The following is a 26243-nucleotide window of genomic DNA, read 5'->3' as shown; positions in this document are numbered from 1 at the left end:
GGCAGAAGATAACCTTGTGAGCCTTCCCCCGCAAGCCCAAGATCGGTGCCATGGAAACCCACAACAATGGAGCCGTCATGGCCAGCACGACCCCCGCAGGACTGGAAATCAAGCCACGGCACATGGACTTCGAGCTGCCCGATCCGCTGCCGCGCCACTGGCACGGCGGGGACGCCTTCAAGTCGCACCTGTTCGACGCCATGTCGGTGCTCTTCCCCGATGGCGAGCGCTTCTTCATCGACTCGGTGCGCAACTTCCGCGAGCAGATCGCCGACCCGGTGCTCAAGGAGCAGATCCGCGGCTTCATCGGCCAGGAAGGCCACCACAGCCGCGAGCACCTGGTGTACAGCCAGCGCCTGAAGGACCAGGGCTACGACATCACGCGCATCGAAAAGCTGGCCCAGGCGCGCATCCGCTACACCCAGAAGAAGTTCAGCACCCGCCGCCAACTGGCGGCCACCGCGGCGCTGGAGCACATCACCGCGATCATGGCCAACGGTCTGCTCACCAACCCGCGCACCCTGGAGGGCGCCGAGCCGGTGATGCAACGCCTGTGGCGCTGGCACGCGCTGGAGGAAACCGAGCACAAGGCGGTGGCCTTCGACGTCTACAACCAGGTCTGCGGCAGCCGCCGCCTGCTGCGCCGGGCGATGGTGATGGCGACCCTCTTCTTCGTCCTCGACACCTTCCGCGGCCTGGTGCACATGCTCAAGCGCGACGGCCTGCTGTGGAACTGGCGCGTGTGGCGCGACGGCCTGAAATGGAGCTGGGGCAAGGACGGCGTGTTCCGCCCGCTGCTGCGCGAGTACCGCGACTTCTTCCGCAAGGACTTCCACCCGTGGCAGCACGACAACCTCGACCTGCTGTACCAGGTGCGCAAGGAATACGATCCGCAGCCGATGGCGCATGCGGGCTGATTCCGGCTTTTCCACAACGCCCCGCCTCGTCGGGGCGTTGGTGTTTCTGCAAGGGCCGATTGTCCAACCGTAGGGCGGATAACCGTTCGCGGTTATCCGCCGTTGGCCGGAACACTGAAGTCCGGCGATAACGGCACTGGGTTCCCGCGTTCGCGGGAATGACGAGGGTGGGAGGACTGCGCCTGATTCTGACGCCGCTCAGGACAGCCCCCTCTCCCTTCAGGGAGAGGGTTGGGGAGAGGGCGCTCTTGAAACGTCACCGGTAACCACTGTTCGCGAGCAAGCTCGCTCCTACGAAAAGCCGCCCCAACGAAAAAGCCCCGGCGAACCGGGGCTTTTTCATCGCAGGCCCGATCAGGCATGCAGGAAGCGCAACGCATCCGCCGCCGTCTGCTGCGGGATTTCCTCCATCGGAACGTGTCCCACCCCTGGGTAGGTCTTCACCTGGATGCCCGGCAGGTCCCGCTGCCACAGCGGCACGTGCTTCGGCGAGATCCAGCGGTCGCGCTCGCCCCACATCAGCAGCGTCGGCACCTTGATCTGCGCCACCCGCGCCGGGGTGCCCGGCAACTCCTCGCGGTTGGCCTTCACCAGCACGCGGAAGATGTCGATCATGGCGCGGCGGTTGCCCGGGCGGCGGCTGATGTCGTAGTAACGGTCGACCACCCCGGGCTGGATGCGCTGCGGGTTGCCGTAGACCTCCCTGATCCCCTGGGCCACCAGCGCCCGCGGCATCCAGGCCGGCATCAGCACGCCGGCGCCGGGCAGCGCGGCGCTGGCGATCATCAGCGGCACCTTCTGCATGTGGTAGCCGGCCGGGTCGACCAGGATCAGCCGCTCCACCCTGTGCGGCTGGGCCAGGGCGTAGTTCCAGGCGATGTAGCCGCCCAGGGAGTTGCCGGCGATGGACACCCTGTCCAGTCCCAGGCGTTCGAGGAACAGGCCAAACACCTTCACCAGGCGCTCGCCGCTGTAGTCGCGGTCGCGGCCGCCGCCGGTGAGGCCGAAGCCGGGCACGTCGAGGCGGACGATGCGGAAGTGCCGGCCCATCTCGGCCACCCAGCCGTCCCAGGTGTGCAGCGACGCCATCACCCCGTGCACCAGCACCAGCACCGGCTTGTCGCGGCCGCCCTCGTCGCGGTAGTGGATCGGGAAGCCATCCACCTCGATGAAGCGCGAACCGGCCTCGCTCGGGGCGTAGCGGTCGATCAGGGCTTCCAGCGGCAGGGCGCCGAAGCCCAGGCGGGCGAAGCCGGCCGCCAGCGGCGGTTGCAGGCTATAGGTTGCGGACATGGGGCACTCCGGTGCGCGTTGTTGTCGATGCCCGATCAGAGCACAGCGCCCCAACGCGTTGCGCCCAACCTAGGTAGTGCGCTTGCAGAGGCTGTCGACCAGCAGGTCGCCGAGCACCCGCTTGACCTCTTCCAGGTCGGGCCGCACAGCGCCGCCGAGCAGTTCGTGGGAGGCCGCCTCCAGGGCCCAGAGCAGCGCCTGGTAGGTCAAGGGCGCGTGTTGCACGCCCTCGCCGACGAAGCGCTCCTCCAGCAGCGCCTGCAACTCGTGCAGCGCCTGGCGGCGGTGCGCGGCCAGGGGTGAGTCGGAGCGTAACGCTTCCTCGTGCATCAGGCGGATGATCGGCCCCACCGCCTGGTGGTAGTCGAAGAAGCGCGCGACCATGGCGCGCAGCCAGGCCTCGCTGCTGCCGGTGGCGGTGCGCATCTCGCGGAAGCGCATCAGCAGCAGCTGCACGGCGGTGCGGTAGATGCCTTCGAGCACGTCGAGCTTGCCGTCGAAGTACTTGTAGAAGGTGCGCCGCGAGACCTTGGCCGCCGCCAGCAGGTCGTTCACCGTGGTCTCGGCCAGGCCCCTGGCGACGAACACCGGGATGCTCGCCAGCTGGATGTTGGCGCGCTGCAGGTGGTTGACCAGCGGCCCCTCGCCGCTGCCTTCCTGGCGCGCCAGGGCGCCGTAGCCGCCGAGGTCCTCGAACACCGCCAGCACCGCGCCGGATTCCTGGATCGTCATGCCCCCTCCACCCAACCAAGGCGCGGGGTGACGCCGGCCCCGCCCGTCGCTAACCTAGGCCGACCGCTCCCGCGCAAGGAAAGCCCGTTCGTGCCGACCCTAACACGCCGCCTGCTGTGGCCGCTGGCCATCCTTTTGCTGGTCGTCTGCCGCCCCGCCGCAGCCGCCGGCAACGAGCTGTTCTACCTCGGCCAGCGCATCCCGGACATCCAGCGCACCTGGACCAGCGAGGACTACCAGCAACTGATCGACGCGCTGAAGAAGATCGAGGAAACCCAGGCCAACAGCCTGCCGCGGCGCAGCGGCGAATTCACCGGGCCGATCTACCAGCGCATGGTCAGCGAGGAGAACTTCCGCCCGCAGATGAACATCTACGCGCCGCTTGAGCTGCGCCAGAACGAGGCGCGCGAGGTGCTGTTCAAGCTCAAGGAGCTGATGCGCCTGTACTTCGACTTCCGCGCCGCCAAGCAGCCCTACGGCGCAGAAGCCCTGGGCCTGATGAGCTATTCGCTGCGCGAGCAGGCCATCCTGTTCAACCTGACGGTGGAATTCTGGATGACCCTGGCGCAGAGCGAACAGCGCAACCCGGTGCGCCTGAAGGGCATGCAGGAAGCCAAGGCCGCGGCGGCGATGCTGACCAGCAGCGCCCTGGACTACCTGGACCTGACCGCGCAGTTCGAGCGCCAGGACCTGGTGCTGTACAGCGCCGAACTGGCCAAGCAGTTGCCGGAGCTGTTCATCCACCTGCCCGGCGAAACCCGCGGCCAGCTGCTGGCGCGGGTGCAGGCGTTCGCCGACAAGCATCCCTACCCGGAAGTGCGGGAAAACATGCGCGAGCTGCTGCCGGTACTGCAGGGCATCCAGGCCGACGTGCAGCGCCAGCTGGCCAAGCCGGCGAAGGGCGCGCCGGCGCCGAAGGCGTTGGATTTGAGTCCGCCGAAGGAATAAATAGCGCGGATCGCAGCTCTTCGTAGGAGCGAGCTTGCTCGCGAACGGGATTTACCGGCAGCAGCTGTGTTTCGGATCGACTCCGGACCCTCTCCCCAGCCCTCTCCCTGAAGGGAGAGGGGGCTTGTCCGTGCCGGCTGAAAGCAAGGCTTCAGCAGGGTGTCACAGCATCCGGCGAACTCCAGAGCATCCAGGCACTCCGAACGGTCCCCTCTCCCTTCAGGGAGAGGGTTAGGGAGAGGGCGCTCTTCAAGGCCAGCACCGAAGCCAACGGCAGAACACGTTCGCGAGCAAGCTCGCTCCTACGAAGAGCCAAGCAACCAAGCTAACGCAACAACCCCAACACCTTCGCCCGGGCCACCGCCTGGGTGCGCCTTTCCACCCCGAGCTTGTCGTTGATGTGCCGCGCATGGCTCTTCACGGTATGCAGCGAGATGAACAGGCGCTCGCTGATTTCCTGGTTGGACAGGCCCTGGGCGATCAGCTCCAGCACCGCCAGTTCGCGGCCGCTGAGGCCGTCGGCGAGGGTGGCCGGGCGTTCCGCCTGGGCCGGCAGGCGTTGCAGCAGCAGGCGTTGCAATGGACAGGGCGCGCGCTGCTCCAGTTGCTCGCGCAGCCAGTCCGGCTCCTGGGCCAGCAGCTCCTGCAAGGGCAGCAGCGCCCCGCCGACGGCGCCTTGCAGGCAGGCGTCCAGCGCTTCGCGGGCCTCGCGTTCGCGGCCTTGCTGCAGCAGCAGGCCGGCCAGTTGCGCCTGGGCCAGGCGCGCCGGCATCTGCGCCCCGGCCGGCTGGGCCGCGGCGATCAGCGTGCGCAGGCGGCGCTCGGCCTCGGCCGGGCGCTCCTCGCGGCGGGCCAGTTGCGCTTGCAGCAGTTCGATGTAGTACGGCAGTTGTGGGTGGCACTCCGGCGGTGTCGCCGGGTTCACTCCCGAATAGGTTTCGCCCAGGCGCTCCAGCCAGGCCGCGGCCAGTTCCAGTTGCCCCTGGGCCAGCCACAGCTCGCATTTGACCAGGGTGATGACCGACAGGTAGTAGACCGGCGGCACGTCCCACACGTGCATCAGCCGTTCGGCCTCGGCCAGTTGGGCGAAGGCCTGGGTGTAGTTGCCCTGGCGCCCTTCCAGGCCGGCCAGCGCGCAGTAGCCGATCACCAGGCTGACGTCACGGCAGGCGCGCGCCTCCTCGATGCCGGCGCGCAGTTTCTGCCGCGCCTCGTCGCCCTGCAGGCCCAGGCCGCGCAGGTAGCCCTGGTAGATCAGCAGCCGGCCGCGCACGGCGTAGCGCCGGTGCGCCGGTTGCCCGGCCAGGCGCGCCAGGCCCTGTTCCAGCTCCTCGCTGGCGCGCAGGACTTCGCCGCGGGCCTGCAGGCCGCGGGCGCGGTCGTAGTGCACCAGCGCTTCCAGCAAGGGGTTGCCGAAGCGCTGCGCCAGCTCCAGGGCCTCGCGGTTGAGGCCGCGGGCGCCCCAGGAATCGCCGCGCACGATGGCCAGGTTGGCCAGGCTCGACAGGCACATCAGGCGCGGCCCGGAGCGTTCCGCCGGGAGCTGCGCCAAGGCCTCGGTGCAATGCCGCTCGGCGCCTTCGATGTCGCCACGGCCGCGGGCGATGATGCCGGCCAGGGCCTGCCACTGGGCCAGCAGGTCGGCCTGGGTGGCGGCGTCGGCGGCCGGCAGGAAGCGCGCCAGCTGGGCGCCCAGTTCCTCGGCGGCGTCCAGCTGGCAGGCCAGGGCCAGGGCCCAGCTGTACAGCACGATCAGCCGCGGGGTGCTGGCCAGCAGGCTGTCGGGCAGGTCCATCTTCCAGCGCAGCAGGGTGGCGACGTTCTGCTCGGCCAGCAGCTGTTCTTCCGACAGGCTCTGCACCAGGCTGGCCGCCACTTCCGGGTGGCCGGCGCGCAGGGCCTGGTCCACCGCCTCGTCGAGCAGCCCGCGGGAGCTGAACCAGCGGCAGGCGCGCAGGTGCAGCGAGCCCGCCGAGGGGCCGTCGGCCGGCAGTTCGCGGGCCAGCAGCAGGTCGGAGAACAGGTGGTGGTAGCGGAACCACTGGCCCTGCTCGTCCAGCGGCACCAGGAACACCTGGTGCCGCTGCAGGTGGCGCAGGATGGCGGCGCTGTCGTGGCTGTCGCGCAGGGCGTCGCACAGCTCGCCGCAGAAGCGCTCGAAGCGCGCCGTCTGCAGCAGGAAGGCCTGGACCTCCGGCGGCTGCTTGTCGATCACCTCTTCCAGCAAATAGTCGCGGATCAGTTCCTCGGTGCCGTTCAGCGGCGCATCGCAGCCCTGCCCGCCGAGGCCCTCGGGATGGGCCAGCAGCCACAGGCGCAGGCCGGCGATCCAGCCTTCGCTGCGTTCGATCAGGCGCTCGACCAGCGCTTCGCTGGCCGGGGTGCCGCTGGCCGAGACCAGCGCGGCGGTTTCCTCGGCGGTCAGGCGCAGGTCCTGCTCGCTGAGCTCCAGCAACTGGCGCGACAGGCGCAGGCGCGCCAGGTGCCAGTCCGGGCGCTGGCGGCTGGTGACCAGCAGCACCAGGCCGGGCGGCTGGTGGTTGAGGAGGAATTGCAGGCAGCGGTCGAGCACCGCGCCCTGGGCCAGGTGGTAGTCGTCCAGCACCAGCAGCAGCGGCGCCTCGGCGGACAGGCGCTCGGCCAGTTCGTCGAGCAGGTCGTCGAGCCAGGCCTCGAAGGCGAACGGCTGGTGGCGCTGGCGCATCTTCAGCACCGCCATGGCGTCGTCGCCGAGGCCCGGGAGGTACAGGCGCAGCCCTTCGAGCAGGCGTTCGAGGAAGCGCCCCGGGTCGCTGTCCCGCACGCTCAGGCCCAGCCACAGGCTGCGCCAGTGCGGCGCCAGGGATTCGCAGAACTCGATGGCCAGGGAACTCTTGCCGAACCCGGCCGGGGCCGAAAGCAACAGCAGGCGCCCACCCAGGCCCGCGCCCATGCGCTGGCACAGCCGCGCGCGGCTGACGTAGCCGGCGGGCAGCGGCGGCCGATAGAAGCGGCTGCCGCCTGGCGGCGGGCTGCTGGCCTCCGGCGGGGGTGGCAGAGTCGAGAAGTCGGTCATGCCCTGGCTCTTGCTCTAGCTCTTATGAGAGATCCTTCGTAGCCGAGCCTAGTAGCTCGACCGGGCTATTTGAAGCCGAATTTGTTACATAATCCGGCGTTTTGCCACTAAATAATTCAGCATTCTCAGATAAATACGACATATTCCGACGGAACATCCTCTTCTGTATCGACAGCGGATTCCGTATTCACAGCCGGAATATCCGCCAATCATCGGAAAGGTAACGTGGTTCGCGGTTTGCTGAGGGTTGGGATGCCTATGGGCTGGCCACGCCGGGGTGCTCTTCGTAGGAGCGGACCTTGTCCGCGATGGCCGGGCATATCGGCGCGGTTCGCGGATGAGATCCGCTCCTACGCTGCCCCACCTGCGCCGCGCCCCTGTAGGAGCGCGCCCTGCGCGCGAATCGCGGGCAGGGCCCGCTCCTACGGTTCCAGGGAAGCACGGGCGTAGGAGCGGACCTTGTCCGCGATGGCCGGGCATATCGGCGCGGTTCGCGGATGAGATCCGCTCCTACGCTGCCCCACCTACGCCGTTCCCCTGTAGGAGCGCGCCCTGCGCGCGAATCGCGGGCAGGGCCCGCTCCTACGGTTCCAGGGAAGCACGGGCGTAGGAGCGGACCTTGTCCGCGATGGCCGGGCATATCGGCGCGGTTCGCGGATGAGATCCGCTCCTACGCTGCCCACCTACGCCGTTCCCCTGTAGGAGCGCGCCCTGCGCGCGATTTCGTGGGCAGGGCCCGCGAGGTCAAGACATGGACAAAAAAAGGGCCGCAACGCGGCCCTGGAGGAAAGCCGGCCCGCAGGCCGGCGCGTGGGTTCAGCTGGCCCGGGCTAGGCCCACGGCCTGCAGGCGGGCGGCGATTTCGTCGAGGATGGCCGGGTCGTCGATGGTGGACGGCGGCGCGTAGTCCTCGCCGTCGGCGATCTTGCGCAGCACGGCGCGGAGGATCTTGCCCGAGCGCGTCTTGGGCAGGCGCTTGACCACCACCGCGCGCTGGAAGCAGGCCAGCGCGCCGATGCGCTCGCGGACCAGCGCCACCAGCTCGCGCTGCAGTTGCTCCTCGGTGATGCGCGCGTCGTCCTTGAGCACCACCAGGCCCAGCGGCACGTGGCCCTTGAGCGGGTCCTGCACGGCGATCACCGCGCATTCGGCCACCGCTTCGTGCAGCGCCAGCAGCTCTTCCATCTCGCCGGTGGACAGGCGGTGGCCGGAGACGTTTATCACGTCGTCGGTGCGGCCCATGATGTGGACGAAGCCGTCCTCGTCGATGAAGCCGCCGTCGCCGGTGTGGTAGTAGCCGGGGAAGGCCCGCAGGTAGGCGCTGAGGTAGCGCGGGTGGTCGTTCCAGAGGGTCTGCGCGCAGCCGGGCGGCAGCGGCAGACCGATGACGATCGAGCCGGTCTGTCCCGGCGCCAGCAGGCGCCCCTCCTCGTCCACCACCTGCACGTCGTAGCCGGGCACCGCCAGGTTGCTGGAGCCGGCGCGCTGCTCCTGGCAGCCCAGCCCGGTGCAGGGCGCGGTCACCGGCCAGCCGGTCTCGGTCTGCCACCAGTGGTCGAACACCGGCTTGTCGGTCAGCTCCTCCAGCCACTGGTGGGTGCTGCTGTCGAGCTTCTCGCCGGCGAGGAACAGCTGGCGCAGCGAACCCAGGTCGTACTGCCTGAGCAACTCGCCGTTGGGGTCTTCCTTGCGGATCGCGCGGATCGCCGTGGGCGCGCAGAACAGCGCGTTGACCTGGTGTTCCTCGATCACCCGCCAGTAGCTGCCGGCGTCCGGCGTGCGCACCGGCTTGCCCTCGTAGAACAGCGTGGTGCAGCCGTTCATCAGCGGGCCGTAGACGATCAGCGAATGGCCGACCACCCAGCCGACGTCGGAGATGCCCCACCAGACGTCGCCCGGCTGCATGCCGAAGATGGTCGGCAGCGTGTAGTGCAGGGCCACCGCATGGCCGCCGTTGTCGCGCACTATGCCCTTGGGCTTACCGGTGGTGCCGGAGGTGTACATGATGTACAGCGGGTCGCCGCTGGCCACCTCCACCGGGTCGGCCGGCTCGGCGTGGGCCACCGTCTCGCGCCAGTCGAGGTCGCGCCCGGCGTGCAGCTCGGCCATCGCCTGCGGGCGCTGCCAGACCAGCACCTGGGCCGGCTGGTGCAGGGCCAGTTCCAGGGCCTTGTCCACCAGCGGCTTGTATTCGATGACGCGCTCGAACTCCAGGCCGCAGGAGGCGGTGAGAATCAGCTTGGGCTTGGCGTCGTCGATGCGCAGCGCCAGCTCGTAGGGGGCGAAGCCGCCGAACACCACCGAGTGCACCGCGCCGATGCGCGCGCAGGCCAGCATGGCCATGGCCGCCTGCGGCACCATCGGCATGTAGATGATCACCCCGTCGCCCTTGCCCACGCCCAGGGCGCGCAGGGCGCCGGCCAGGCGCGCCACTTCGTCGCGCAGCTCGCGGAAGCTGTAGCGCTGCTGCACGCCGGTGACCGGGGAGTCGTAGATCAGCGCCGCCTGCTCGCCGCGGCCCAGGGCGATCTGCCGGTCCAGGGCCAGGTAGCAGCTGTTCAGGCGGCCATCGGCGAACCAGCGGTGGCTGCCGTCGGGGAGAGTTTCGAGGATGTTGCGCGGGCGCTGGTACCAGGCCACGGCCTCGGCCTGTTCGGCCCAGAAGGCGGCAGGGTCCGCAATGGAGCGGGCATGGGATTGCCGGTAATTCATCATCTGACCCTCTGAATTGTTTTTATCGAGGTCGAATAACGAGTATGGACAGGCCGCGGGGGGCCGCCATCAACCTTTGGTCGTAAGCCGGCGGAGCCTTCCTGGGAGACCGCGCCCCTCGGCCGAACCGGCTGCCCTGGGGACCAACCGGCTTTTATTGCGGGAGGCCATCACGCACCCTCCTTCCCGGGCAAAGCTATCACCGGCATGCAGGCGCCAAGATCGACTAAATTGTGTTCTTGATGGATTAAATTGCTGAGCCTGCTACCCAGATGTCGAGAACCTCGGATTGGCCCCTGCCCGCCGACAGCCTGCGCCTGCTGCTGCCGTCCACGCTGCTCGGCAAGCTGGCCGCGCACCCGCTCAGCCGCGACCTCTACCCCACCTCCCTGGGCCATTACCGGCGCGCCCGCGACCACCAGATGAGCCGCGAGCGCCACGACGACCACCTGCTGATCTACTGCAGCGAAGGCCTCGGTCACCTGCTGGTCGAAGGCCCCGGCGGGCCCCTGGCGCTGACCATCGGCTGCGGCGACCTGGTCTGGCTGCCGCCGGGCATGGCCCACGCCTACCGCGCCGATGACTCGCAGCCCTGGACCATTTCCTGGGTGCACCTGCGCGGCGACGGCGCCGCCTGGCTGCGCCAGGCCGCCGGCTACGGGGCCTCGCCGGTGCGCCACTGGGGCGTGCAGCATGCCCTGCTCGGCGGCTTCGCCCAGTTGCTGGAGGCGCGCCACAGCGGCTACCGCTTCCAGCCCTTCCTGCTCGCCGCCAGCCGCCTGCGCGCCCTGCTCTGCCAGTTGCCGCTGCTGCGCCCGCTGCGCGAGGGCGGGCTGGACCTGGACGGCCTGCACGCTTATATGCGCGAGAACCTGCACCAGCGCCTGGACCTGGCCCGGCTGGCGGCCTTCTGCAACCTGTCGAAGTTCCACTTCGTCAACCGCTACCGGGCGCTGACCGGGCGCACGCCGGTGCAGCACTTCCTGCACCTGAAGATCGAATACGCCTGCCAGTTGCTGGACAGCAGCGGGCACAGCGTCGCCCAGGTCAGCGAGGCCCTGGGGTATGACGACAGCTATTATTTTTCAAGACTTTTCAGCAAGGTCATGGGGCTCTCGCCCAGCGCCTACCGGGCCCGCCTGGGCGAGGGCCGCGGCGGCGCCTGAGGCCCCCGGCGCCGATTGTCGAGTCGCCCCGGACAGCCCGGCTGGCGGAACTACACTCAGCTTCCCCCCAACACAGACACGGGTGTCGCGCCATGCACATACTCGTTCGTCCGTCGGCCGGCGCCCAGGGCAAGCGCTGGCAGGTCTGCCTCGATCAGTTCGCCGTGGACTTCCGCAACGAGCAGGAGGCGCGGCACTTCGTCAGCACCCTGGAGGCCCGCCTGCGCGCGCCCCACGCGCTGCCGCGCAGGGAGCAGCCACTGACCGGCTGAAGCGCCTCAGACGCTGCGCTCGCTGATCTGCCCCGTGTACCAGCCCAGCAGCGCCGCGCAGCCGCCGCAGGTCGTGATCACCAGCGCCATGGGCAGCGCGCTGCCGTCGTGCAGCGCGCCGACCAGGGCCGAGGCCAGCGCCGCCACAGTGAACTGCAAGCTGCCCATCAGCGCCGAGGCGCTGCCGGCGTGGCTGCCCTGCCCGGCCATGGCGCAGGCCGAGGAGTTGGGCAGCAGGAAACCCAGGCTGGCGATGGCGCCGAACAGCGGTAGCAGCAGCGGCCACAGGTGCGCCGGGCGGTACAGGGTGACCGCCAGCAGCGCCAGGCCGCAGAAGAAGTACACCCACACCGCGCGGCGCAGCCAGAACCCCGGCCCGCGGTAGCGCAGCAGCCGCGCGTTGACCTGGGCCATGAGGATGAAGCCGGCGGCGTTGCTGCCGAAGATCCAGCCGTAGTGTTCCGCCGGCACCTGGTAGAGCTGGATGAACACGAAGGGCGAGCCGGCGATGTAGGCGAACATCCCGGCGATGGCCACGCCGCCGGTCAGCGCGTAGCAGAGGAAGGCGCGCTCGCCCAGCAGCCGGCGGTATTCCCTCAGGGCGCCGGACAGCGGCGGCCGCGGGCCGGCGGGGATGGTCTCGGGCAGCCACAGGGCGATGGCGCTGCCGGCCACGGCGCTGAACACCACCAGGCAGAGGAAGATCGACTGCCAGCCGAACAGCCCCAGCAGCGCGCCGCCGCCCAGGGGCGCGAGGATCGGCGCCAGGCCCATCACCAGCATCAGCTGCGAGAAGGCCTTGGCCGCCGCCACCGCATCGCACAGGTCGCGCACCACCGCCCGCGAGATGACCATGCCGGCGCAGCCGCCCAGGGCCTGGACGAAGCGCGCGCCGATCAGCCAGTGCAGGTCCGGCGCGAAGGCGCAGGCCAGCGAGGCCGCGGTGAAGATGATCACCCCCAGCAGCAGCGGCAGGCGCCGTCCGTAGCGGTCGGCCAGCGGGCCATAGAGCAGTTGGCCCATGGCCAGGCCGGCGAAGTAGGCCGACAGGCTCAGCTGGATGTGCTCGACGTCGGTGCCGAAGGCCGCGGCCAGCGCCGGGAAGCTGGGCAGGTAGAAGTCGATGGCCATGGGGCCGAAGGCGCTCAGCGCGCCGAGGATCAGCAGGATGCGAAAGGTCATGGAACACCGTGGGCGCCGTCGCCGGCGGACGGGGCCTGGAAAGGTTCGGGCAAGAATTGCAAGCAGGCTAACGATACGCCGGCAAGCATATCAATTCGCCGGCCCCGGGACAGGGCCGGAAGAGGAAATTTGCGAGCCGGCTTCAGGCCCCGGCCAGGCGGCCGGCGCCCGTGCCCGTCAGTGCGCTGGCCCCTCCCCCTGGGCCGCTTCGGCCGCGGGCCGGGTCTTGGTCTTGCGCTTGCCCAGGCGTTCGGCGGCCGATTCCACCAGCATGTAGAACATCGGGATGAGGAAGGTCGCCAGCACGGTGGCCGCGAGCATGCCGCCGATCACCCCGGTGCCGATCGAATGGCGGCTGGCCGAGCCGGCGCCGCTGCTGATGGCCAGCGGCACCACGCCGAGGATGAACGCCAGGGAGGTCATGACGATCGGCCGGAAGCGCAGCTTGGCCGCCTCCAGCGCCGCCTGCAGCGGGCTCAGCCCCTGCTCCTCGCGGACCATCACGGCGAACTCGATGATCAGGATGGCGTTCTTCGCCGCCAGGCCGATCAGCGTCACCAGGCCGACCTGGAAGTACACGTCGTTGCTCAGCCCGCGCAGCCAGATGGCGAGGATGGCGCCGAACACCGCGAAGGGCACCGCGGTGACCACCGCCAGCGGCAGGGTCCAGCGCTCGTACTGGGCGGCGAGGATGAGGAACACCAGGATCAGGCCGAAGACGAACGCCGTGCTGCCCGAGCCCTGGGTCTCCAGCTCCTGATAGGCCGAGCCGATCCAGGTGAGGAAGTAGCTGTCGCCGAGGGTCTGGTCGGCCACTTCCTGCATCGCCGCCAGGGCCTGGCCGGAGCTGTAGCCCAGCGCCGGGCCGCCGAGCAGCTTGGCCGCGGGGAACACGTTGAAGCGCGCGTAGGAATCCGGGCCGAGGGTGCGCTGCACGCTGACCAGGGCCGACAGCGGCACCAGGTCGCCGCTGGAGGAGCGCACGTACACCTGGGTCAGGTCCTCGGGCTTGCGGCGGAAGTCCGACTCGGACTGCAGGTTGACCTTCCAGGTCCGCCCGTAGAGGGTGAAGTCGTTGACGTAGTAGGCGCCGAAGGTCGCCTGCATGGCGGTGAACACATCGTTGATGGCCACCCCCAGCGAACGCGCCTTGGTGCGGTCGAGGTTGATGAAGTACTGCGGCACGTTGGCGTTGAAGGTGCTGGTCACCCCAGCCAGTTCCGGGCGCTTGGCCGCCGCCGCCATGAACTTCTGCACCATCTGTTCGAGCTGCGCGGAGGTGCCGCCGCTACGGTCCTGGATGTACGCCTCGAAGCCGCCGGTGGTGCTCATGCCGGTGATCGGCGGGGGGTTGAAGCTCATCACCACGCCATCCTGCTGCCTGGCGCCCATGGCCATGAAGGTGCGCGTGAGGTTGCGCGCGTCCAGCTCGGGGGTCTCGCGCTCCTTCCAGTCCTTGAGGGTGACGAAGGACACCCCGGCGCTGGTGGTGTTGGCGTTGGTGAGGATGTTCAGGCCGGCGAAGGTCAGCACGTCCTGCACCGCCGGGTGCTTCTCCAGCTGCTGCGAGACGGCGTCGGTGACCGCCTCGGTGCGCGACAGCGAGGCCGCCGGCGGCAGCATGTAGGCGTTGATCACGTAGCCCTGGTCCTCGTCGGGCACCAGCGAGCCGGGCACCCGGCCGAACAGCAGCAGCATCAGCGCGATCATCCCGCCGAACACCAGCAGGCCGATGAGCACGCGCCTGAGGAAGAACTGCACGCCGGCGCCGTAGGCCGAGGTGGCCGAGTCGAACATGCGGTTGAACCAGCGGAACGGCGCCGCCGGCTCCTTGTGCTCGGGCTTGAGGATCAGCGCGCAGAGCGCCGGCGAGAGGGTCAGCGCGACTATCCCGGAGATCACCACCGAGACCGCGATGGTGATCGCGAACTGCTGGTACATCTGCCCGGCCAGGCCGCCGAGGAAGCCCACGGGGACGAACACCGCGCAGAGCACCAGGACGATGGCGACGATCGGCCCGGTCACCTCCTCCATGGCCTTGATCGCCGCCTCCCGCGGCGGCAGCTTCTCGGTGCGCATCACCCGCTCGACGTTCTCCAGCACCACGATGGCGTCGTCCACCACGATGCCGATGGCCAGCACCATGCCGAACAGCGTCAGCAGGTTGATGGAGAAGCCCAGTAGGTACATGCCGGCGAAGGTGCCGACCAGCGACACCGGGATGGCCAGCACCGGGATCAGCGTGGCGCGCAGGTTCTGCAGGAAGATGTAGACCACCAGCATCACCAGCACCAGGGCCTCGAAGAAGGTGTGCACCACCTCCTCGATGGATACCTTGACGAAGGTGGTGGTGTCGTAGGGGATCTTGTAGACGACGCCTTCGGGGAAGCGCTTGGCCAGCCGCTCCATGGTGGTTTCCACGGCCTCGGCGGTGTCCAGGGCGTTGGCCCCCGGCTGCAGGTAGACGCCGAAGGAAGCGTTGAGCCGCCCGTTCAGCGTGGTCTTCATCGAGTAGTCCTGGGCGCCCAGCTCGATGCGCGCGACGTCCTTCAGGCGCAGGCTGGCGCCGGTGCTGTCGGTGCGCAGGATGACGCCCTCGAACTCCTTCGGGTCGGTGAAGCGGCCCTGGGTGCTCACCGTGTAGGTGAAGTCCTGCGGGGTGTTCAGCGGCTCCTTGCCGAAGTTGCCGGCGGCGAACTGCGAGTTCTGCTCGCGGATGGCGTCGACCACGTCGCTGGGGGTGAGGTTGTACTGCGCCAGCTTGTCCGGGCGCAGCCAGATGCGCATGGCGTAGTCCTTGGAGCCGAACTGGGTGACGTCGCCCACGCCGGGGAGGCGCTTGAGCTCGTCGATGACGTTGATCAGCGCGTAGTTGCTGATGAACACCGGGTCGCGCGAGCCGTCCGGGGAGAACAGCGTCACCACCTGGAGGATGTCGGCAGACTTCTTCTGCACCTTCACGCCCTGCCGGCGCACTTCCTCCGGCAGCTTGGCCAGGGCGGCCTGGACCTTGTTGTTGACGTTGATGGTGGCCTGGTCCGGGTCGGTGCCGACCTTGAAGTACACGGTCAGGCTCATGGCGCCGCTGCTGTCGGAGTTGGACAGCTGGTAGATCATGCCCTCGACGCCGTTGATCTCCTGTTCCAGCGGCGCCGCCACGGTCTCGGCGATGACCTGCGAGCTGGCGCCGGGGTAGGAGGCGGTCACCGAGACCTGCGGCGGCAGGATCTCCGGGTACTGCGCCACCGGCAGCGCGCGCAGGGCCGCCAGGCCCGCGAGCAGGATGACGATGGAGATCACCATGGCGAACACGGGGCGGTCGATGAAGAAGCGCGAGATCACGATGGCCGCTCCTTCAGGACTGGGCTGGCTGGGCGGGGGCCTGCTGCGCCGGCGCGGCCGGCGCCTCGACGGCCTTCACCGGCTGGTCCGGGCGGACCTTGGGCAGGCCGTCGACGATCACCCTGTCGCCGTCGTCGACGCCGGAATCGACTATCCAGCGCTGGTTGACCACCTGCGAGGTGGTCACCTGGCGCACGCGGGCGAAGCCGTCCTTGTCCACCACGTAGACGAAGGTGCCGCGCGGCCCCTGGGCCAGGGCGCGCTCGGGCACGGTCACCGCGGCCTTGCGGACGATGCCGGTGACCACCACGCGGACGAACTGGCCGGGGATCAGGTGGGTTTCCGGGTTGGGCACCACGGCGCGGGCGTTGATGGTGCCGGTGCCGGTGTTGACGAAGCTGTCGGTGAAGTCCACCACGCCGTCGATGGGGTAGCGGCTGCCGTCGCCGAAGAAGATCTGCGCGTTCAGCTTGCCGTGCTCGGGCAGCACCAGGCGGCCCTGCTGCACGCCCTCGCGCAGGCGCGCGGCCTCGGTGTCGGAATAGGCGAAGTTGACGTAGATGGGGTCGAGCTGGGTCAGCTCGGTGAGCAGGCTGGTGTTGGGGTCGCTGGCGGTGACCAGGCTGCCCTCGGAGCGGGTCTCCTTGCTGGCCATGCCGGAGATCGGCGCCTTCACCGTGGTGTAGTCCAGGTCGATCTGCTTGGCGTCGACGTTGGCCTTGGCCGCCTCGACGTCGGCCTTGGCCTGCTCGTAGTCGGAGGTGTAGCGATCCAGCTCGCTGGCGCTGGCGAAGCCCTTGCGCTGCAGCTCGCGGATGCGCCTGAGGTCGCGGTCGGTCTGGCGGTAGCGCGCCTGGGCCTGGGCCAGCGCGCCCTTGGCCTGGCCGAGGGCGGCCTGGTAGGGGCGCGGGTCGATCTGGAACAGCACCTGGCCCTGCTTCACCGGCCGGCCTTCCTCGTAGGTGCGCTTCTGCAGGATGCCGCTGACCTGGGCGCGCACCTCCACCTCGCGGTAGCCGGCCGCCCGCGCCGAATATTCGAGGTTCAGCGGCAGGCTGGCGCTCCTGGCCACTTCCACCGTGACCTCCGGGGCCGGTGGCGCCGCGCTCCCCTCGTCCGCCAGGGCCGGCAGGACAGACTGCGCGGCGACCAGGGCACACAGGGTCAGGGCGGCGGGCAAGCGCGGGGTGAACGGCATAGAACCTCTCCATGGAAAATGTCGGCTAGGACGATTCGGCACGCTGTCGGGGGAAAACTGCCATCCGCCAGTAACTCACGGTTCCCGCTCGAAATTTCAGTAAACTGCGGGAACACCAGTGAGCCTAGCCCGTATAGCAAACCGCGCCATGAGAAGAACTAAAGAAGATTCGGAACGGACCCGCCAGACGATCCTCGACTCGGCGGAGGCGCTGTTCCTGGAAAACGGCGTTTCCAGCACCAGCCTCGAGGAGATCGCCCGCAACGCCGGGGTCACCCGCGGGGCGGTGTACTGGCACTTCGAGAACAAGGCCCACCTGTTCAACGAACTGCTCGCCCAGGTGCGCCTGCCGCCGGAGCAACTGGCCTTGCGCCTGTCCGGCTGCGACGGGGTGGACCCGCTGCAATCGCTGTTCGACCTGTGCGTGGAAGTGGTGCACAGCCTGGCGCAGAACGCGCAGAAGCGCCGCGTGCTGACCATCCTGATGCAGCGCTGCGAGTTCACCGAGGAACTGCGCGAGGCGATCCTCCGCCACAACGCCTTCATCCGCCAGTTCATCGACCTTTGCGAGCAACTCTTCGCCCGCGACAAATGCCGGGTGCGGCTGCTGCCCGGGGTGACGCCGAAGACCGCCTCGCGGGCGGTCCACGGCCTGATCCACGGGCTGATCAACGACTGGCTGCGCGACCCGCAGCTGTTCGATCCGCTGGAGGACGCCGAAGCGCTGTTCGAGCCGCTGTTCCGCGGCCTGATCCGCGACTGGAGCCGGGCCGGCGCGGCTCAGGCCAGCGCGGCCTCGTAGCCCTCCTCGCGGATCGCCGCCAGCACCTCTTCGGCCGCCAGGCGGCTGGCCACCCGCACCTCGCCGCCGGCCAGGTCCACCTGGACCTCGGCGGCGCCGTCGCGGGCCTGGATCGCCTGGGTGATGGCCCGCACGCAGTGGCCGCAGGACATGCCTTTCACGCTGAACGCTTGCATGGTCGAACTCCTCGGGTTCGCTTGACGATGGGCGCAGTGTCGACCTTGCCACCGTGGCAAGGTCAAGCCCCCTGCGGCGCCACGCCGCGGGCTTGCCCCCGGCGCCGCCCTCGGCCAAGCTCTGCGCATCCGAGTCCTGCCGGGAGCCCCCTCATGCGCCGCCTGCTCCGCGCCCTGCCCTGCCTGCTCTGGCCCGCCCTGGCCCTGGCCGCCGACCCGCCGACGGTGCAGGCCTGGCCGCAGCAGGAGCCGCCGCCGCCCGGCTACGCCGTGCTCAACATCAGCCGCCAGGGCCTGCAGAGCGGCAGCGCCTGCGACATCGACCTCTACGTGCGCGGCGAACTGCTGGCGCGCCTGCAGCCCGAGGGCACGGTGGCGCTGAACCTGTCCCCCGGCGAGGTGCCCATCCGCCTCGCCGTCTCCGCCACCGGCGCCTGCCGCGACGGCATGCAGCAACTGCAGGCGCAGACCCTGCGCCTGCGCGCCGGGGAGATCCGCAGCTACCGCATCGGCTACCGCGAGGGCGGGCTGTTCCTGACCCCGGTCAACGATCCCTGAGCGAGGGCTTGACCTTGCCCTCGTGGCAAGGTTCATCCTCGCAGCATCGTCGGATCGTGGCCGTCGCACCCGCCGGAAGCGGGCGGCGGACATCAGGAGGATCGTCCATGAACAGCCCCATCGAGCTCGACCTGCCGGTGACCGGCATGACCTGCGCATCCTGCGTCGGCCGCGTCGAACGGGCCCTGAAGAAGGTGCCCGGGGTGCTCGCCGCCAGCGTCAACCTGGCCAGCGAGCAGGCGCGGGTGAGCGTCGACTCGCCCGAACAACTGCCAGCCCTGGTGGCAGCGGTAGAGAACGCCGGCTACCAGGTGCCCAGCCACAGCCTGGAGCTGGCCATCGACGGCATGACCTGCGCCAGCTGCGTGGGCCGCGTGGAGCGCGCGCTGAAGAAGGTCCCCGGGGTGCGCGAGGCCAGCGTCAACCTGGCCAGCGAGCGCGCCCGCCTGGACCTGCTCGGCCCGGTGGACCCGGCCACGCTCATCGCCGCGGTGGACAAGGCCGGCTACCACGCCCGCCTGCTGCAGGCCGAACGCCCGGCCGAGGACCCGGCCCTGGCGCGCCTGGCCCGCGAGCGCTGGTTCCTGCTGGCGGCCATCGTCCTGGCCGTGCCCCTGGTGCTGCCGATGTTCGCCGAATGGGCCGGGCTGCACTGGATGCTGCCGGCCTGGGTGCAGTTCGCCCTGGCCACCCCGGTGCAATTCATCATCGGCGCGCGCTTCTACGTCTCGGCGTGGAAGGCGGTGCGCGCCCGCAGCGGCAACATGGACCTGCTGGTGGCCCTGGGCACCAGCGCCGGCTACGGCCTGAGCCTGTACCTGTGGCTGAGCGCCGCCCCCGGCGCCATGCCGCACCTTTATTTCGAGGCCAGCGCCGTGGTGATCGCCCTGATCCTCCTCGGCAAGTACCTGGAAAGCCGCGCCAAGCGCCAGACCGCCACGGCCATCCGCGCCCTGGAGGCGCTGCGCCCGGAACGCGCCACGCGTATCCGCGACGGCCGCGAGGAAGACGTCGCCATCGCCGAGCTGAGCCTGGGCGACGAACTGCTGGTGCGCCCCGGCGAGCGCTTCCCGGTGGATGGCAAGGTGCTCGACGGCCGCAGCCACGCCGACGAGGCGCTGATCACCGGGGAAAGCCTGCCGGTGCCCAAGGCCCCGGGTGACAAGGTGACCGGCGGGGCCATCAACGGCGAGGGCCTGCTGACCATCCGCGCCACCGCCCTGGGCGGGGAAACCGTGCTGGCGCGCATCATCCGCCTGGTGGAAGACGCCCAGGCGGCCAAGGCGCCGATCCAGAAGCTGGTGGACAAGGTCAGCAACGTCTTCGTCCCGGTGGTGATCGGCATCGCCCTGGTCACCCTGGCCGGCTGGCTGCTGGCCGGCGCCGGCGTGGAAACCGCACTGATCAACGCGGTGGCCGTGCTGGTCATCGCCTGCCCCTGCGCCCTGGGCCTGGCGACGCCGACGGCGATCATGGCCGGCACCGGCGTGGCCGCGCGCCACGGCATCCTGATCAAGGACGCCGAGGCCCTGGAAGTCGCCCACGCGGTGAGCGCCGTGGCCTTCGACAAGACCGGCACCCTCACCTCGGGCACGCCCAGCCTGGTCCACTTCGCCGTGGCCGAAGGCGAACCCGACGCCGCCCTGGCCCTGGCCGGCGCCCTGCAGCGCGGCAGCGAGCACCCGCTGGCCAAGGCGGTGCTCAGCGCCTGCGCCGAGCAGCACCTGCGCGTCCCCATCGTGAGCCACAGCCAGGCCCTGGCCGGGCGCGGCATCCAGGGCCAGGTCGGCGAGCGCCTGCTGGCCCTGGGCAACCGCCGCCTGCTCGACGAACAGGGCCTGGCCGCCGGCGAACTGCAAGACAAGGCCACGGAATGGGAAGGCCAGGGCCGCACCCTGTCCTGGCTGCTCGAACTGAAGCCGCAACCGCGCCTGCTCGGCCTGTTCGCCTTCGGCGACAGCCTCAAGCCCGGCGCCGCCGAGGCGGTGCGGGCGCTGCGCGAGCGCGGCATCGGCAGCCACCTGATCACCGGCGACAACCGCGGCAGCGCGCGGGTGGTCGCCGAAGCGCTGGGCCTGGACGACGTCCACGCCGAAGTGCTGCCGGCGGACAAGGCCGCGGTGGTGGCGCAGCTCAAGAGCGGCGGCAAGGTGGTGGCGATGGTCGGCGACGGCATCAACGACGCCCCGGCGCTGGCCGCGGCGGACGTCGGCATCGCCATGGGCGGCGGCACCGACGTGGCCATGCACGCCGCCGGCATCACCCTGATGCGCGGCGACCCGCGGCTGGTCCCCGAAGCCCTGGACATCGCCCGGCGCACCTACGCGAAGATCCGCCAGAACCTGTTCTGGGCCTTCATCTACAACCTGGTCGGCGTGCCCCTGGCCGCCTTCGGCCTGCTCAACCCGATGGTCGCTGGCGCCGCCATGGCCGCCTCCAGCGTCAGCGTGGTGAGCAACGCGCTGCTGCTCAAGCGCTGGAAGCCGGCGCACGGCGCGAACGCAAAGGGAGATGGCGATGAACATCGGTGAAGCGGCGAAGAAGAGCGGCCTGTCGGCGAAGATGATCCGCTACTACGAATCCATCGGCCTGCTCGCCCCGGCCGGCCGCAGCGCCAGCGGCTACCGCCACTACAGCGAGCAGGACCTGCACCGCCTGGCCTTCATCCGCCGTTCGCGGGACTTCGGCTTCTCCCTGGAAGAAGTCGGCCGCCTGCTAGCCCTCTGGCAGGACCACCAGCGCGCCAGCGCCGACGTCAAGGCCCTGACCGGCCAGCACATCGCCGAACTGGAACGCAAGATCGCCGAACTCACCGCCCTGCGCGACACCCTGCAGGAACTCCACGACCACTGCCAGGGCGACCACCGCCCGGACTGCCCGATCCTCAAGGACCTGGAGTCGGGGAGTTGCTGTCACTGAGCGCAGCGAGTCTTTCGTAGGAGCGAGCTTGCTCGCGAATGGTGTTTACCGGCAGTCATGGCGATGGGTATCGCTTCGCTCAACCCATCCTACGACGGCAGTTCTCCTACGGTTGAGCAGTAGTCCGATCGGCGGATAACACCGTTGGCGTTATGCGCCCTACGAAACATCCCACACCCTGTCGGGAAAGCTCATTCGGCTGGCAAAACGCCTACGACGGTATCATAATCCGATACCAACAAGAGGCATCACGGATGAATAGCCGGCAGCGGGCGACCCTGGAAGCGCTCTACGCGGTCCCTACGCCATGCAACCTGGAATGGGCACGCATTGAATCCCTGCTGCTCTCGCTGGGCGCCAGGCTTATCGAAGGCAACGGCTCGCGCGTGCGCTTCGATCTGAATGGCGTCATCGCCAGCTTCCACCGCCCGCACCCGGCCAAGGAAGCCAAACCCTATCAGGTCCGCGATGCGCGGGCCTTCATCGAACGAGCGGGATACGCACCATGAGCCCGATGAAATACAAAGGCTATGTCGCACGCATCGAGTACAGCGACGACGACGGGCTGTTCATCGGCCATATCGCCGGCATCCAGGACGTCATCGGTTTCCATGGCGAGTCGGTGAGCGAACTGCGCCAGTTGTTCCATGAGGCCGTCGACGACTACCTCGACACCTGCGCCAAGCTCGGCCGCGAGCCACAGAAGCCCTACTCCGGCAAGCTCAGCCTGCGCCTGGACCCGGCACTGCATGCCCGCGTCGCGCTCAAGGCGGAGCTGAGCAACAAGAGCATCAACCAGTGGGTGGCGGAGCGGCTGAGCGAAGCGGTGTGATTAGTCACGGCTATGGGTATCGCTCCGCTCCACCCATCCTACGACGGCGTTTCTCCTGTGGTTGATCGGCGGTAGGGCGTAATTCGCCCTACGCGCCCGTGAAGCACGGCACTTCCCTGTAGGAGCGAGCTTGCTCGCGAACGGTGTTTACCGGCAGCAGCTGTGTTTCGGATTGACTCCGCACCCTCTCCCCAGCCCTCGGCTGCGCGCCCCGCCCTGAAGGGAGAGGGGGCTAGACCGTGCCGGCTGATATCAAGGTTTCAGCTGGACACCACAGCAGGAATGTCCGGCTGACTGCAAAACATCCAACTCTGCCCAACAGTCCCCTCTCCCTTCAGGGAGAGGGTTAGGGAGAGGGCGCTCTTCAGGGCCAGCACCAGAGCAACCTCACCACACCATCACCATAAGGACTGGCCCTGAACCAAGGTCAGCCACGCACCTGCGCCACCGCCCCGCGCCGCCACAACGATGCCGGCAACACCGTCACCGCCAGCCCTACGAAGACCAGCGCGCAGGCCAGCCAGTCCTGGGCGGTGAGTCGTTCGCCCAGCAGCAGCCAGCCGGACAGCAGGCCGGAGACCGGCACCGCCAGGGCGAAGGGGGTGACCTGGCTGGCCGGGTAGCGGCGCAGCAGGAAGCTCCACAGGCCGAAGCCCACGGTGGTGGCGAGGAAGGCGATGTACAACAGCGCGCCCATGCCTTCCCAGCTGATGCCGGTCAGCGCCGTCGAGATGGCTTCCGGGCCCTCGAAAATCCACGACAGGACCAGCAGCGGCAACGGCGGGATCAGGCTCACCCAACTGATCAGGCGCAGCATGTCGCTGGCCCCGGAGCGCTTGGTGGCGATGTTGGAGAAGGCCCAGGCCAGGGCCGCGGCCATCACCAGGGCGAAGGCCAGCAGGCTGTCGCCCAGGGGGCGTTCCAGGCCGATCAGCAGCAGGCCGCCGGCGGCCAGGGCGAGGCCGGCCAGGGCGCGGGCGCTGGGGCGTTCGCCGAGGAAGGCGGCGGCGATCAGCACGGTGAAGAACACCTGGCTCTGCAGCACCAGGGACGACAACCCGGCGGGCATGCCCAGGTGCATGCCGACGAACAGCAGGCCGAACTTGACCACCCCCAGCAGCACGCCGATCTGCACGATGCGCCAGAACGGCGCCGGCAGCGGCCCGCGCAGGAACACCAGCGGCAGCGCCGCCAGGGCGAAGCGCAGGGCGCAGAACAGCAGCGGCGGGAAGTCGTGCAGGCCGACCTTGATGATGACGAAGTTGACGCCCCAGATCAGCGTGACCAGCAGGGCGAGGAGGATGTGCGGCAAGGGCATGGCGGTGCTTCCGGGTGGGATCGGGCCACGCTAGCAGGGCCGCGGCGGGCTGTATGTACACAGTTGCCGCGCAAATGGCGCATACAGCGTCAGGGCAGTTCGATGCGCAGCTGCGGCCAGCGCCGTGTCCAGTCCTTGCCCCGCAGGCGCTGGCGGTAGACCTCGGGCTTGCCGCGGAAATGTTCGGTGGGGCGAACGCGCAGTTCGAACAGGTCGTCCAGGCCCAGCGGCGCCAGCAGCTCCAGGCCCTGGTCGGCGAGGCGCACTGCCACCGCGGTGCAGACTTCCGGCCAGTGGCGCATGGCGTCGGCGACGTCCGCATAGGGCGCATCGCCGTTGCGCAGGTGCATGCGCGCCTGGTTGCGCACCGACCAGGGCACCTGCGGGCAGGCCCGGGCCAGGCGTCGCTCGAAGGCTTCGTCGGCCTCGGCTTGCAAGCAGCGGGCGTCGAAGTACAACACGTCCACGTCCGCCAGCGCGCCGGGGACGAGCTCGTGCAGATGGTCCCAGACGGCGTTGCGCACGAAGCCGGCGCCGATCCAGGCGCCGGGCGGGCCGTACTCGCGCAGGGCGCGCAGCAGGCCCAGGCGTTGCGGGCAGGCGGCGAGCAGAGCGATCAGGCGCGCCGCCTGCGGGCTCACTGCAGCCACGGCGGTGGTGGCGGCTCCTCGGCGCGCGGCGGGCCATCCTGCTCGGCGCGGGCCGCCTCGCGGCGCTCCTGCTCGCGCAGGGCGGCGGCGATCTCGCGCATCACCGCATCGACGTCGGCTTCCTCTTCCGGCTCGTCGAAGAGGCCGGTCAGCGGGGTGTCCGGCTGCAGCTTGCCGTCCTCGTACAGCGCCCAAATTTCCTTGGCGTAGCGGGTGTCCTTGAGCTCCGGGGCGAACTGGCCGAAGTAGGCGGCCATGTTGCCGACGTCGCGTTCGAGCATGCGGAAGGCGTGGTTGTTGGCCGCCGCGTCCACCGCCTGGGGCAGGTCGATGATCACCGGGCCGTCGGGGCCGAGCAGCACGTTGAACTCCGAGAGGTCGCCGTGCACCAGCCCGGCGCAGAGCATCATGACGATCTGGCGGATGAGGAAGTCGTGGTATTCGCGCGCCTGCTCCGGCTCCAGCACCACGTCGTTGAGGCGCGGCGCGGCGTCACCGTCTTCGTCGGCGACCATTTCCATCAGCAGCACGCCGTCGAGGAAGTCGTAGGGCTTGGGTACCCGCACCCCGGCATTGGCCAGGCGGAACAGCGCCGCCACCTCGGCGTTCTGCCAGGCCTCCTCCTGCTCGCGCCGGCCATAGCGCGAGCCCTTGGCCATGGCCCGGGCCTGGCGGCTGTTGCGCACCTTGCGGCCCTCCTGGTATTCCGCGGCCTGGCGGAAACTGCGTTTGTTGGCCTCCTTGTAGACCTTGGCGCAGCGCAGCTGCTCGCCGCAGCGCACCACGTAGACCGCCGCTTCCTTGCCGCTCATCAGCGGGCGCAGCACTTCGTCGACCAGGCCGTCCTCGATCAGCGGCTCTATGCGTTTGGGTGTCTTCATCAGGCTCCGTCGTCGTTCTTATCCGGCCCATGCGGCCGCAGCCGCTCCTTATACGACATGCGCCGGGTGACGCCCAGCACCGACCGCCGGAATCATGGTGGCGTCGTGGTCATTTCGATGCTTTCGCCCAGGGCGTCGGCCATGCGTTCGATCTCGCTGCCCAGGGCCTGGGCGTCGTCGGCGTAGCGGATGGCGATGGCGGCGAAGCCGTCGGCGACCTCGCCGAAGGCCTCCACCACCTGCGGGTCGAAGTGGCTGCCGCTGGCGGCGAGGATCTGCTGGCGGGCCTCGTCCGGCGCAAGGGTCGCGTGGTAGGGATGGCGGCTGGTCAGCTCGTCGTAGCAGTCGATCAGCGCCAGCAGCCGTGCCGACAGCGGAATCTGCTCGCCGCGCAGGCCCCGTGGATAACCGCTGCCGTCCCAGCGTTCGTGGTGGCCGTAGGCGATCTCCTTGGCGTAGCGCAGGAATTCCGCCGGGCTGCCCAGGCGGCGTTCGGCGGCGGCCAGGGCATCGTGGCCGATGCGCGTGTGGCTCTGCATCAGCAACTGGTCCTCGGGGCTGAGCTGGCCGGGGTTGAGCAGCACGCGGTCGGGCACCGCCACCTTGCCGATGTCGTGCAGCTGCGCCGAGCGCGCCAGCAGCTCGATCTGCTCCAGGTCCAGGCCGCCGGCCTCGCCTTCGCGCCGGGCCAGGGCGTCGGCGAGCAGGCGCATGTACTGCTCGATGCGCAGCAGGTGGCGGCTGTGCGGGTTGTCGCGCAGGTCGCAGAGGGTGGCCATGGCCTCCAGGGTGGCGTCCTGGGCGGCCTGCAGTTCGCGGCTGCGGCGGCGCACTTCCAGCTCCAGGTATTCGCTCTTGTCGCGCAGGAAGTCGGCGTTGGCCTTGAGCTTGAGGTGCGCGCGGATGCGCGCCAGGGTCACCGGCGGGCTGATCGGCTTGGTGATGTAGTCCACCGCGCCCAGGTCCAGGCCGCGCTGTTCGTCGGCGGTGCTGACCATGCCGGTGAGGAAGATCACCGGGATCTCGGCGGTCAGCGGGTCGGCCTTGAGCTGGCGGCAGACTTCGTAGCCGTCCATCTCCGGCATCATGATGTCGAGCAGCACCAGGTCCGGCCGCGGCTCGCTGGCGGCCAGGCGCAGGGCCTTGGCGCCGCTGCCGGCGACGCGCACCTGGTACTGGCCCATGAGCAGCTCGCTCATGAGCATGAGGTTGTCCGGTTGGTCGTCGACCACCAGGATCACTTCCTGGTCCGGTCGGTCCAGCATGCTGTCCAAGGTTCCACCCCTCTTG

Annotated in this window: 22 protein-coding genes; 10 read left to right on the top strand and 12 right to left on the bottom strand. The window is 69.4% G+C overall.

Annotation, left to right across the window (positions count from 1 at the left end; all coding sequences use genetic code 11):
• Window positions 1–77: 77 nt before the first annotated feature.
• Window positions 78–917 carry a metal-dependent hydrolase gene (locus M8R19_RS22215; RefSeq protein WP_249918935.1) on the top strand — a complete coding sequence of 280 codons (840 nt, stop codon included), beginning with the start codon at window positions 78–80 and terminating at the stop codon, window positions 915–917.
• A 354-nt stretch (window positions 918–1271) separates the two neighbouring features.
• Here M8R19_RS22215 and M8R19_RS22210 read toward each other — a convergent pair whose 3' ends face one another.
• Together M8R19_RS22210 and M8R19_RS22205 are read right to left on the bottom strand one after the other, a co-directional pair.
• On the bottom strand, window positions 1272–2210 hold the full coding sequence (locus M8R19_RS22210) for an alpha/beta fold hydrolase (protein ID WP_249918934.1): 939 nt from the start codon (window positions 2208–2210) through the stop codon (window positions 1272–1274).
• 69 nt (window positions 2211–2279) lie between these two features.
• Window positions 2280–2942 (bottom strand): TetR/AcrR family transcriptional regulator, encoded by a 663-nt coding sequence (locus M8R19_RS22205; protein ID WP_249918933.1) that lies wholly within the window; start codon window positions 2940–2942, stop codon window positions 2280–2282.
• A 90-nt stretch (window positions 2943–3032) separates the two neighbouring features.
• Between M8R19_RS22205 and M8R19_RS22200 the strand changes: the two genes are divergently transcribed.
• Window positions 3033–3890, top strand: a complete 858-nt coding sequence (locus M8R19_RS22200; RefSeq protein ID WP_009616021.1) for a hypothetical protein — start codon at window positions 3033–3035, stop codon at window positions 3888–3890.
• 325 nt (window positions 3891–4215) lie between these two features.
• On the opposite strand, the gene M8R19_RS22195 is transcribed toward M8R19_RS22200, so the two are convergent.
• On the bottom strand, window positions 4216–6945 hold the full coding sequence (locus M8R19_RS22195) for a winged helix-turn-helix domain-containing protein (protein ID WP_249918932.1): 2730 nt from the start codon (window positions 6943–6945) through the stop codon (window positions 4216–4218).
• A gap of 816 nt (window positions 6946–7761) precedes the next feature.
• Window positions 7762–9657, bottom strand: a complete 1896-nt coding sequence (locus M8R19_RS22190) for a propionyl-CoA synthetase (RefSeq protein ID WP_249920210.1) — start codon at window positions 9655–9657, stop codon at window positions 7762–7764.
• 272 nt (window positions 9658–9929) lie between these two features.
• Here M8R19_RS22190 and M8R19_RS22185 point away from each other — a divergent pair, with 272 nt between their 5' ends.
• Complete coding sequence (locus M8R19_RS22185; RefSeq protein WP_249918931.1) at window positions 9930–10823, top strand: AraC family transcriptional regulator; 894 nt, start codon at window positions 9930–9932, stop codon at window positions 10821–10823.
• Window positions 10824–10915: 92 nt separating this feature from the next.
• Window positions 10916–11095 (top strand): hypothetical protein, encoded by a 180-nt coding sequence (locus M8R19_RS22180; RefSeq protein WP_249918930.1) that lies wholly within the window; start codon window positions 10916–10918, stop codon window positions 11093–11095.
• A gap of 6 nt (window positions 11096–11101) precedes the next feature.
• Here M8R19_RS22180 and M8R19_RS22175 read toward each other — a convergent pair whose 3' ends face one another.
• From M8R19_RS22175 to M8R19_RS22165, 3 genes are all read right to left on the bottom strand, one after another.
• Window positions 11102–12277: a multidrug effflux MFS transporter gene (locus M8R19_RS22175; protein WP_249918929.1), complete on the bottom strand. Its 1176-nt coding sequence runs from the start codon at window positions 12275–12277 to the stop codon at window positions 11102–11104.
• A gap of 177 nt (window positions 12278–12454) precedes the next feature.
• Entirely contained in the window at window positions 12455–15619 is a 3165-nt protein-coding gene (locus M8R19_RS22170) for an efflux RND transporter permease subunit (protein ID WP_349654701.1), read from the bottom strand.
• Between the two features lie 13 nt (window positions 15620–15632).
• Entirely contained in the window at window positions 15633–16817 is a 1185-nt protein-coding gene (locus tag M8R19_RS22165; RefSeq protein WP_116425554.1) for an efflux RND transporter periplasmic adaptor subunit, read from the bottom strand.
• A 148-nt stretch (window positions 16818–16965) separates the two neighbouring features.
• Here M8R19_RS22165 and M8R19_RS22160 point away from each other — a divergent pair, with 148 nt between their 5' ends.
• Window positions 16966–17619, top strand: coding sequence for a TetR family transcriptional regulator (locus M8R19_RS22160; RefSeq protein ID WP_116425555.1), 654 nt, complete (start codon window positions 16966–16968; stop codon window positions 17617–17619).
• On the opposite strand, the gene M8R19_RS22155 is transcribed toward M8R19_RS22160, so the two are convergent.
• A complete protein-coding gene (locus tag M8R19_RS22155; protein WP_009616013.1) occupies window positions 17598–17795 on the bottom strand; it encodes a heavy-metal-associated domain-containing protein in 198 nt (65 codons plus the stop codon). The genes M8R19_RS22160 and M8R19_RS22155 overlap by 22 nt on opposite strands.
• Window positions 17796–17948: 153 nt before the next feature.
• Here M8R19_RS22155 and M8R19_RS22150 point away from each other — a divergent pair, with 153 nt between their 5' ends.
• The 5 genes from M8R19_RS22150 (at window position 17949) to M8R19_RS22130 (ending at window position 22104) form a co-directional block, all read left to right on the top strand.
• Window positions 17949–18353, top strand: a complete 405-nt coding sequence (locus M8R19_RS22150; RefSeq protein ID WP_058070664.1) for a hypothetical protein — start codon at window positions 17949–17951, stop codon at window positions 18351–18353.
• Between the two features lie 107 nt (window positions 18354–18460).
• Window positions 18461–20884, top strand: a complete 2424-nt coding sequence (locus M8R19_RS22145) for a heavy metal translocating P-type ATPase (protein WP_249918928.1) — start codon at window positions 18461–18463, stop codon at window positions 20882–20884.
• Window positions 20871–21272: a Cu(I)-responsive transcriptional regulator gene (cueR, locus tag M8R19_RS22140; protein ID WP_074985000.1), complete on the top strand. Its 402-nt coding sequence runs from the start codon at window positions 20871–20873 to the stop codon at window positions 21270–21272. The genes M8R19_RS22145 and cueR overlap by 14 nt, the downstream gene beginning before the upstream one ends.
• A gap of 254 nt (window positions 21273–21526) precedes the next feature.
• Window positions 21527–21781, top strand: a complete 255-nt coding sequence (locus tag M8R19_RS22135) for a type II toxin-antitoxin system HicA family toxin (protein WP_249918927.1) — start codon at window positions 21527–21529, stop codon at window positions 21779–21781.
• Window positions 21778–22104 (top strand): type II toxin-antitoxin system HicB family antitoxin, encoded by a 327-nt coding sequence (locus tag M8R19_RS22130; RefSeq protein ID WP_074984995.1) that lies wholly within the window; start codon window positions 21778–21780, stop codon window positions 22102–22104. Before M8R19_RS22135 ends, M8R19_RS22130 begins: the two co-directional genes overlap by 4 nt.
• Window positions 22105–22531: 427 nt before the next feature.
• On the opposite strand, the gene M8R19_RS22125 is transcribed toward M8R19_RS22130, so the two are convergent.
• The 4 genes from M8R19_RS22125 to M8R19_RS22110 all read right to left on the bottom strand — a co-directional run bounded on the left by M8R19_RS22125 (window position 22532) and on the right by M8R19_RS22110 (window position 26227).
• Window positions 22532–23422 carry an EamA family transporter gene (locus M8R19_RS22125; protein WP_249918926.1) on the bottom strand — a complete coding sequence of 297 codons (891 nt, stop codon included), beginning with the start codon at window positions 23420–23422 and terminating at the stop codon, window positions 22532–22534.
• A gap of 89 nt (window positions 23423–23511) precedes the next feature.
• On the bottom strand, window positions 23512–24063 hold the full coding sequence (locus M8R19_RS22120) for a nucleotidyltransferase family protein (RefSeq protein WP_249920208.1): 552 nt from the start codon (window positions 24061–24063) through the stop codon (window positions 23512–23514).
• Window positions 24060–24953, bottom strand: a complete 894-nt coding sequence (locus M8R19_RS22115; RefSeq protein WP_249918925.1) for a PA4780 family RIO1-like protein kinase — start codon at window positions 24951–24953, stop codon at window positions 24060–24062. The genes M8R19_RS22120 and M8R19_RS22115 overlap by 4 nt, the downstream gene beginning before the upstream one ends.
• 92 nt (window positions 24954–25045) lie before the next feature.
• Window positions 25046–26227, bottom strand: coding sequence for a response regulator (locus tag M8R19_RS22110; RefSeq protein WP_249918924.1), 1182 nt, complete (start codon window positions 26225–26227; stop codon window positions 25046–25048).
• Window positions 26228–26243: the final 16 nt, after the last annotated feature.

Origin of the sequence: Pseudomonas sp. R3.Fl, assembly GCF_023516765.1 — a bacterium.
GTDB lineage: Bacteria > Pseudomonadota > Gammaproteobacteria > Pseudomonadales > Pseudomonadaceae > Pseudomonas > Pseudomonas citronellolis.
This window is presented reverse-complemented; position numbering and strand designations above follow the sequence as displayed.

Coding starts and splice junctions, on each gene's coding strand:
- M8R19_RS22215 (WP_249918935.1), top strand. CDS start 78: ATGGCCAGCACGACCCCCGCAGGACTGGAAATCAAGCCACGGCACATG.
- M8R19_RS22210 (WP_249918934.1), bottom strand. CDS start 2,210: ATGTCCGCAACCTATAGCCTGCAACCGCCGCTGGCGGCCGGCTTCGCC.
- M8R19_RS22205 (WP_249918933.1), bottom strand. CDS start 2,942: ATGACGATCCAGGAATCCGGCGCGGTGCTGGCGGTGTTCGAGGACCTC.
- M8R19_RS22195 (WP_249918932.1), bottom strand. CDS start 6,945: ATGACCGACTTCTCGACTCTGCCACCCCCGCCGGAGGCCAGCAGCCCG.
- M8R19_RS22190 (WP_249920210.1), bottom strand. CDS start 9,657: ATGAATTACCGGCAATCCCATGCCCGCTCCATTGCGGACCCTGCCGCC.
- M8R19_RS22185 (WP_249918931.1), top strand. CDS start 9,930: ATGTCGAGAACCTCGGATTGGCCCCTGCCCGCCGACAGCCTGCGCCTG.
- M8R19_RS22180 (WP_249918930.1), top strand. CDS start 10,916: ATGCACATACTCGTTCGTCCGTCGGCCGGCGCCCAGGGCAAGCGCTGG.
- M8R19_RS22175 (WP_249918929.1), bottom strand. CDS start 12,277: ATGACCTTTCGCATCCTGCTGATCCTCGGCGCGCTGAGCGCCTTCGGC.
- M8R19_RS22165 (WP_116425554.1), bottom strand. CDS start 16,817: ATGCCGTTCACCCCGCGCTTGCCCGCCGCCCTGACCCTGTGTGCCCTG.
- M8R19_RS22160 (WP_116425555.1), top strand. CDS start 16,966: ATGAGAAGAACTAAAGAAGATTCGGAACGGACCCGCCAGACGATCCTC.
- M8R19_RS22155 (WP_009616013.1), bottom strand. CDS start 17,795: ATGCAAGCGTTCAGCGTGAAAGGCATGTCCTGCGGCCACTGCGTGCGG.
- M8R19_RS22150 (WP_058070664.1), top strand. CDS start 17,949: ATGCGCCGCCTGCTCCGCGCCCTGCCCTGCCTGCTCTGGCCCGCCCTG.
- M8R19_RS22145 (WP_249918928.1), top strand. CDS start 18,461: ATGAACAGCCCCATCGAGCTCGACCTGCCGGTGACCGGCATGACCTGC.
- cueR (WP_074985000.1), top strand. CDS start 20,871: ATGAACATCGGTGAAGCGGCGAAGAAGAGCGGCCTGTCGGCGAAGATG.
- M8R19_RS22135 (WP_249918927.1), top strand. CDS start 21,527: ATGAATAGCCGGCAGCGGGCGACCCTGGAAGCGCTCTACGCGGTCCCT.
- M8R19_RS22130 (WP_074984995.1), top strand. CDS start 21,778: ATGAGCCCGATGAAATACAAAGGCTATGTCGCACGCATCGAGTACAGC.
- M8R19_RS22125 (WP_249918926.1), bottom strand. CDS start 23,422: ATGCCCTTGCCGCACATCCTCCTCGCCCTGCTGGTCACGCTGATCTGG.
- M8R19_RS22115 (WP_249918925.1), bottom strand. CDS start 24,953: ATGAAGACACCCAAACGCATAGAGCCGCTGATCGAGGACGGCCTGGTC.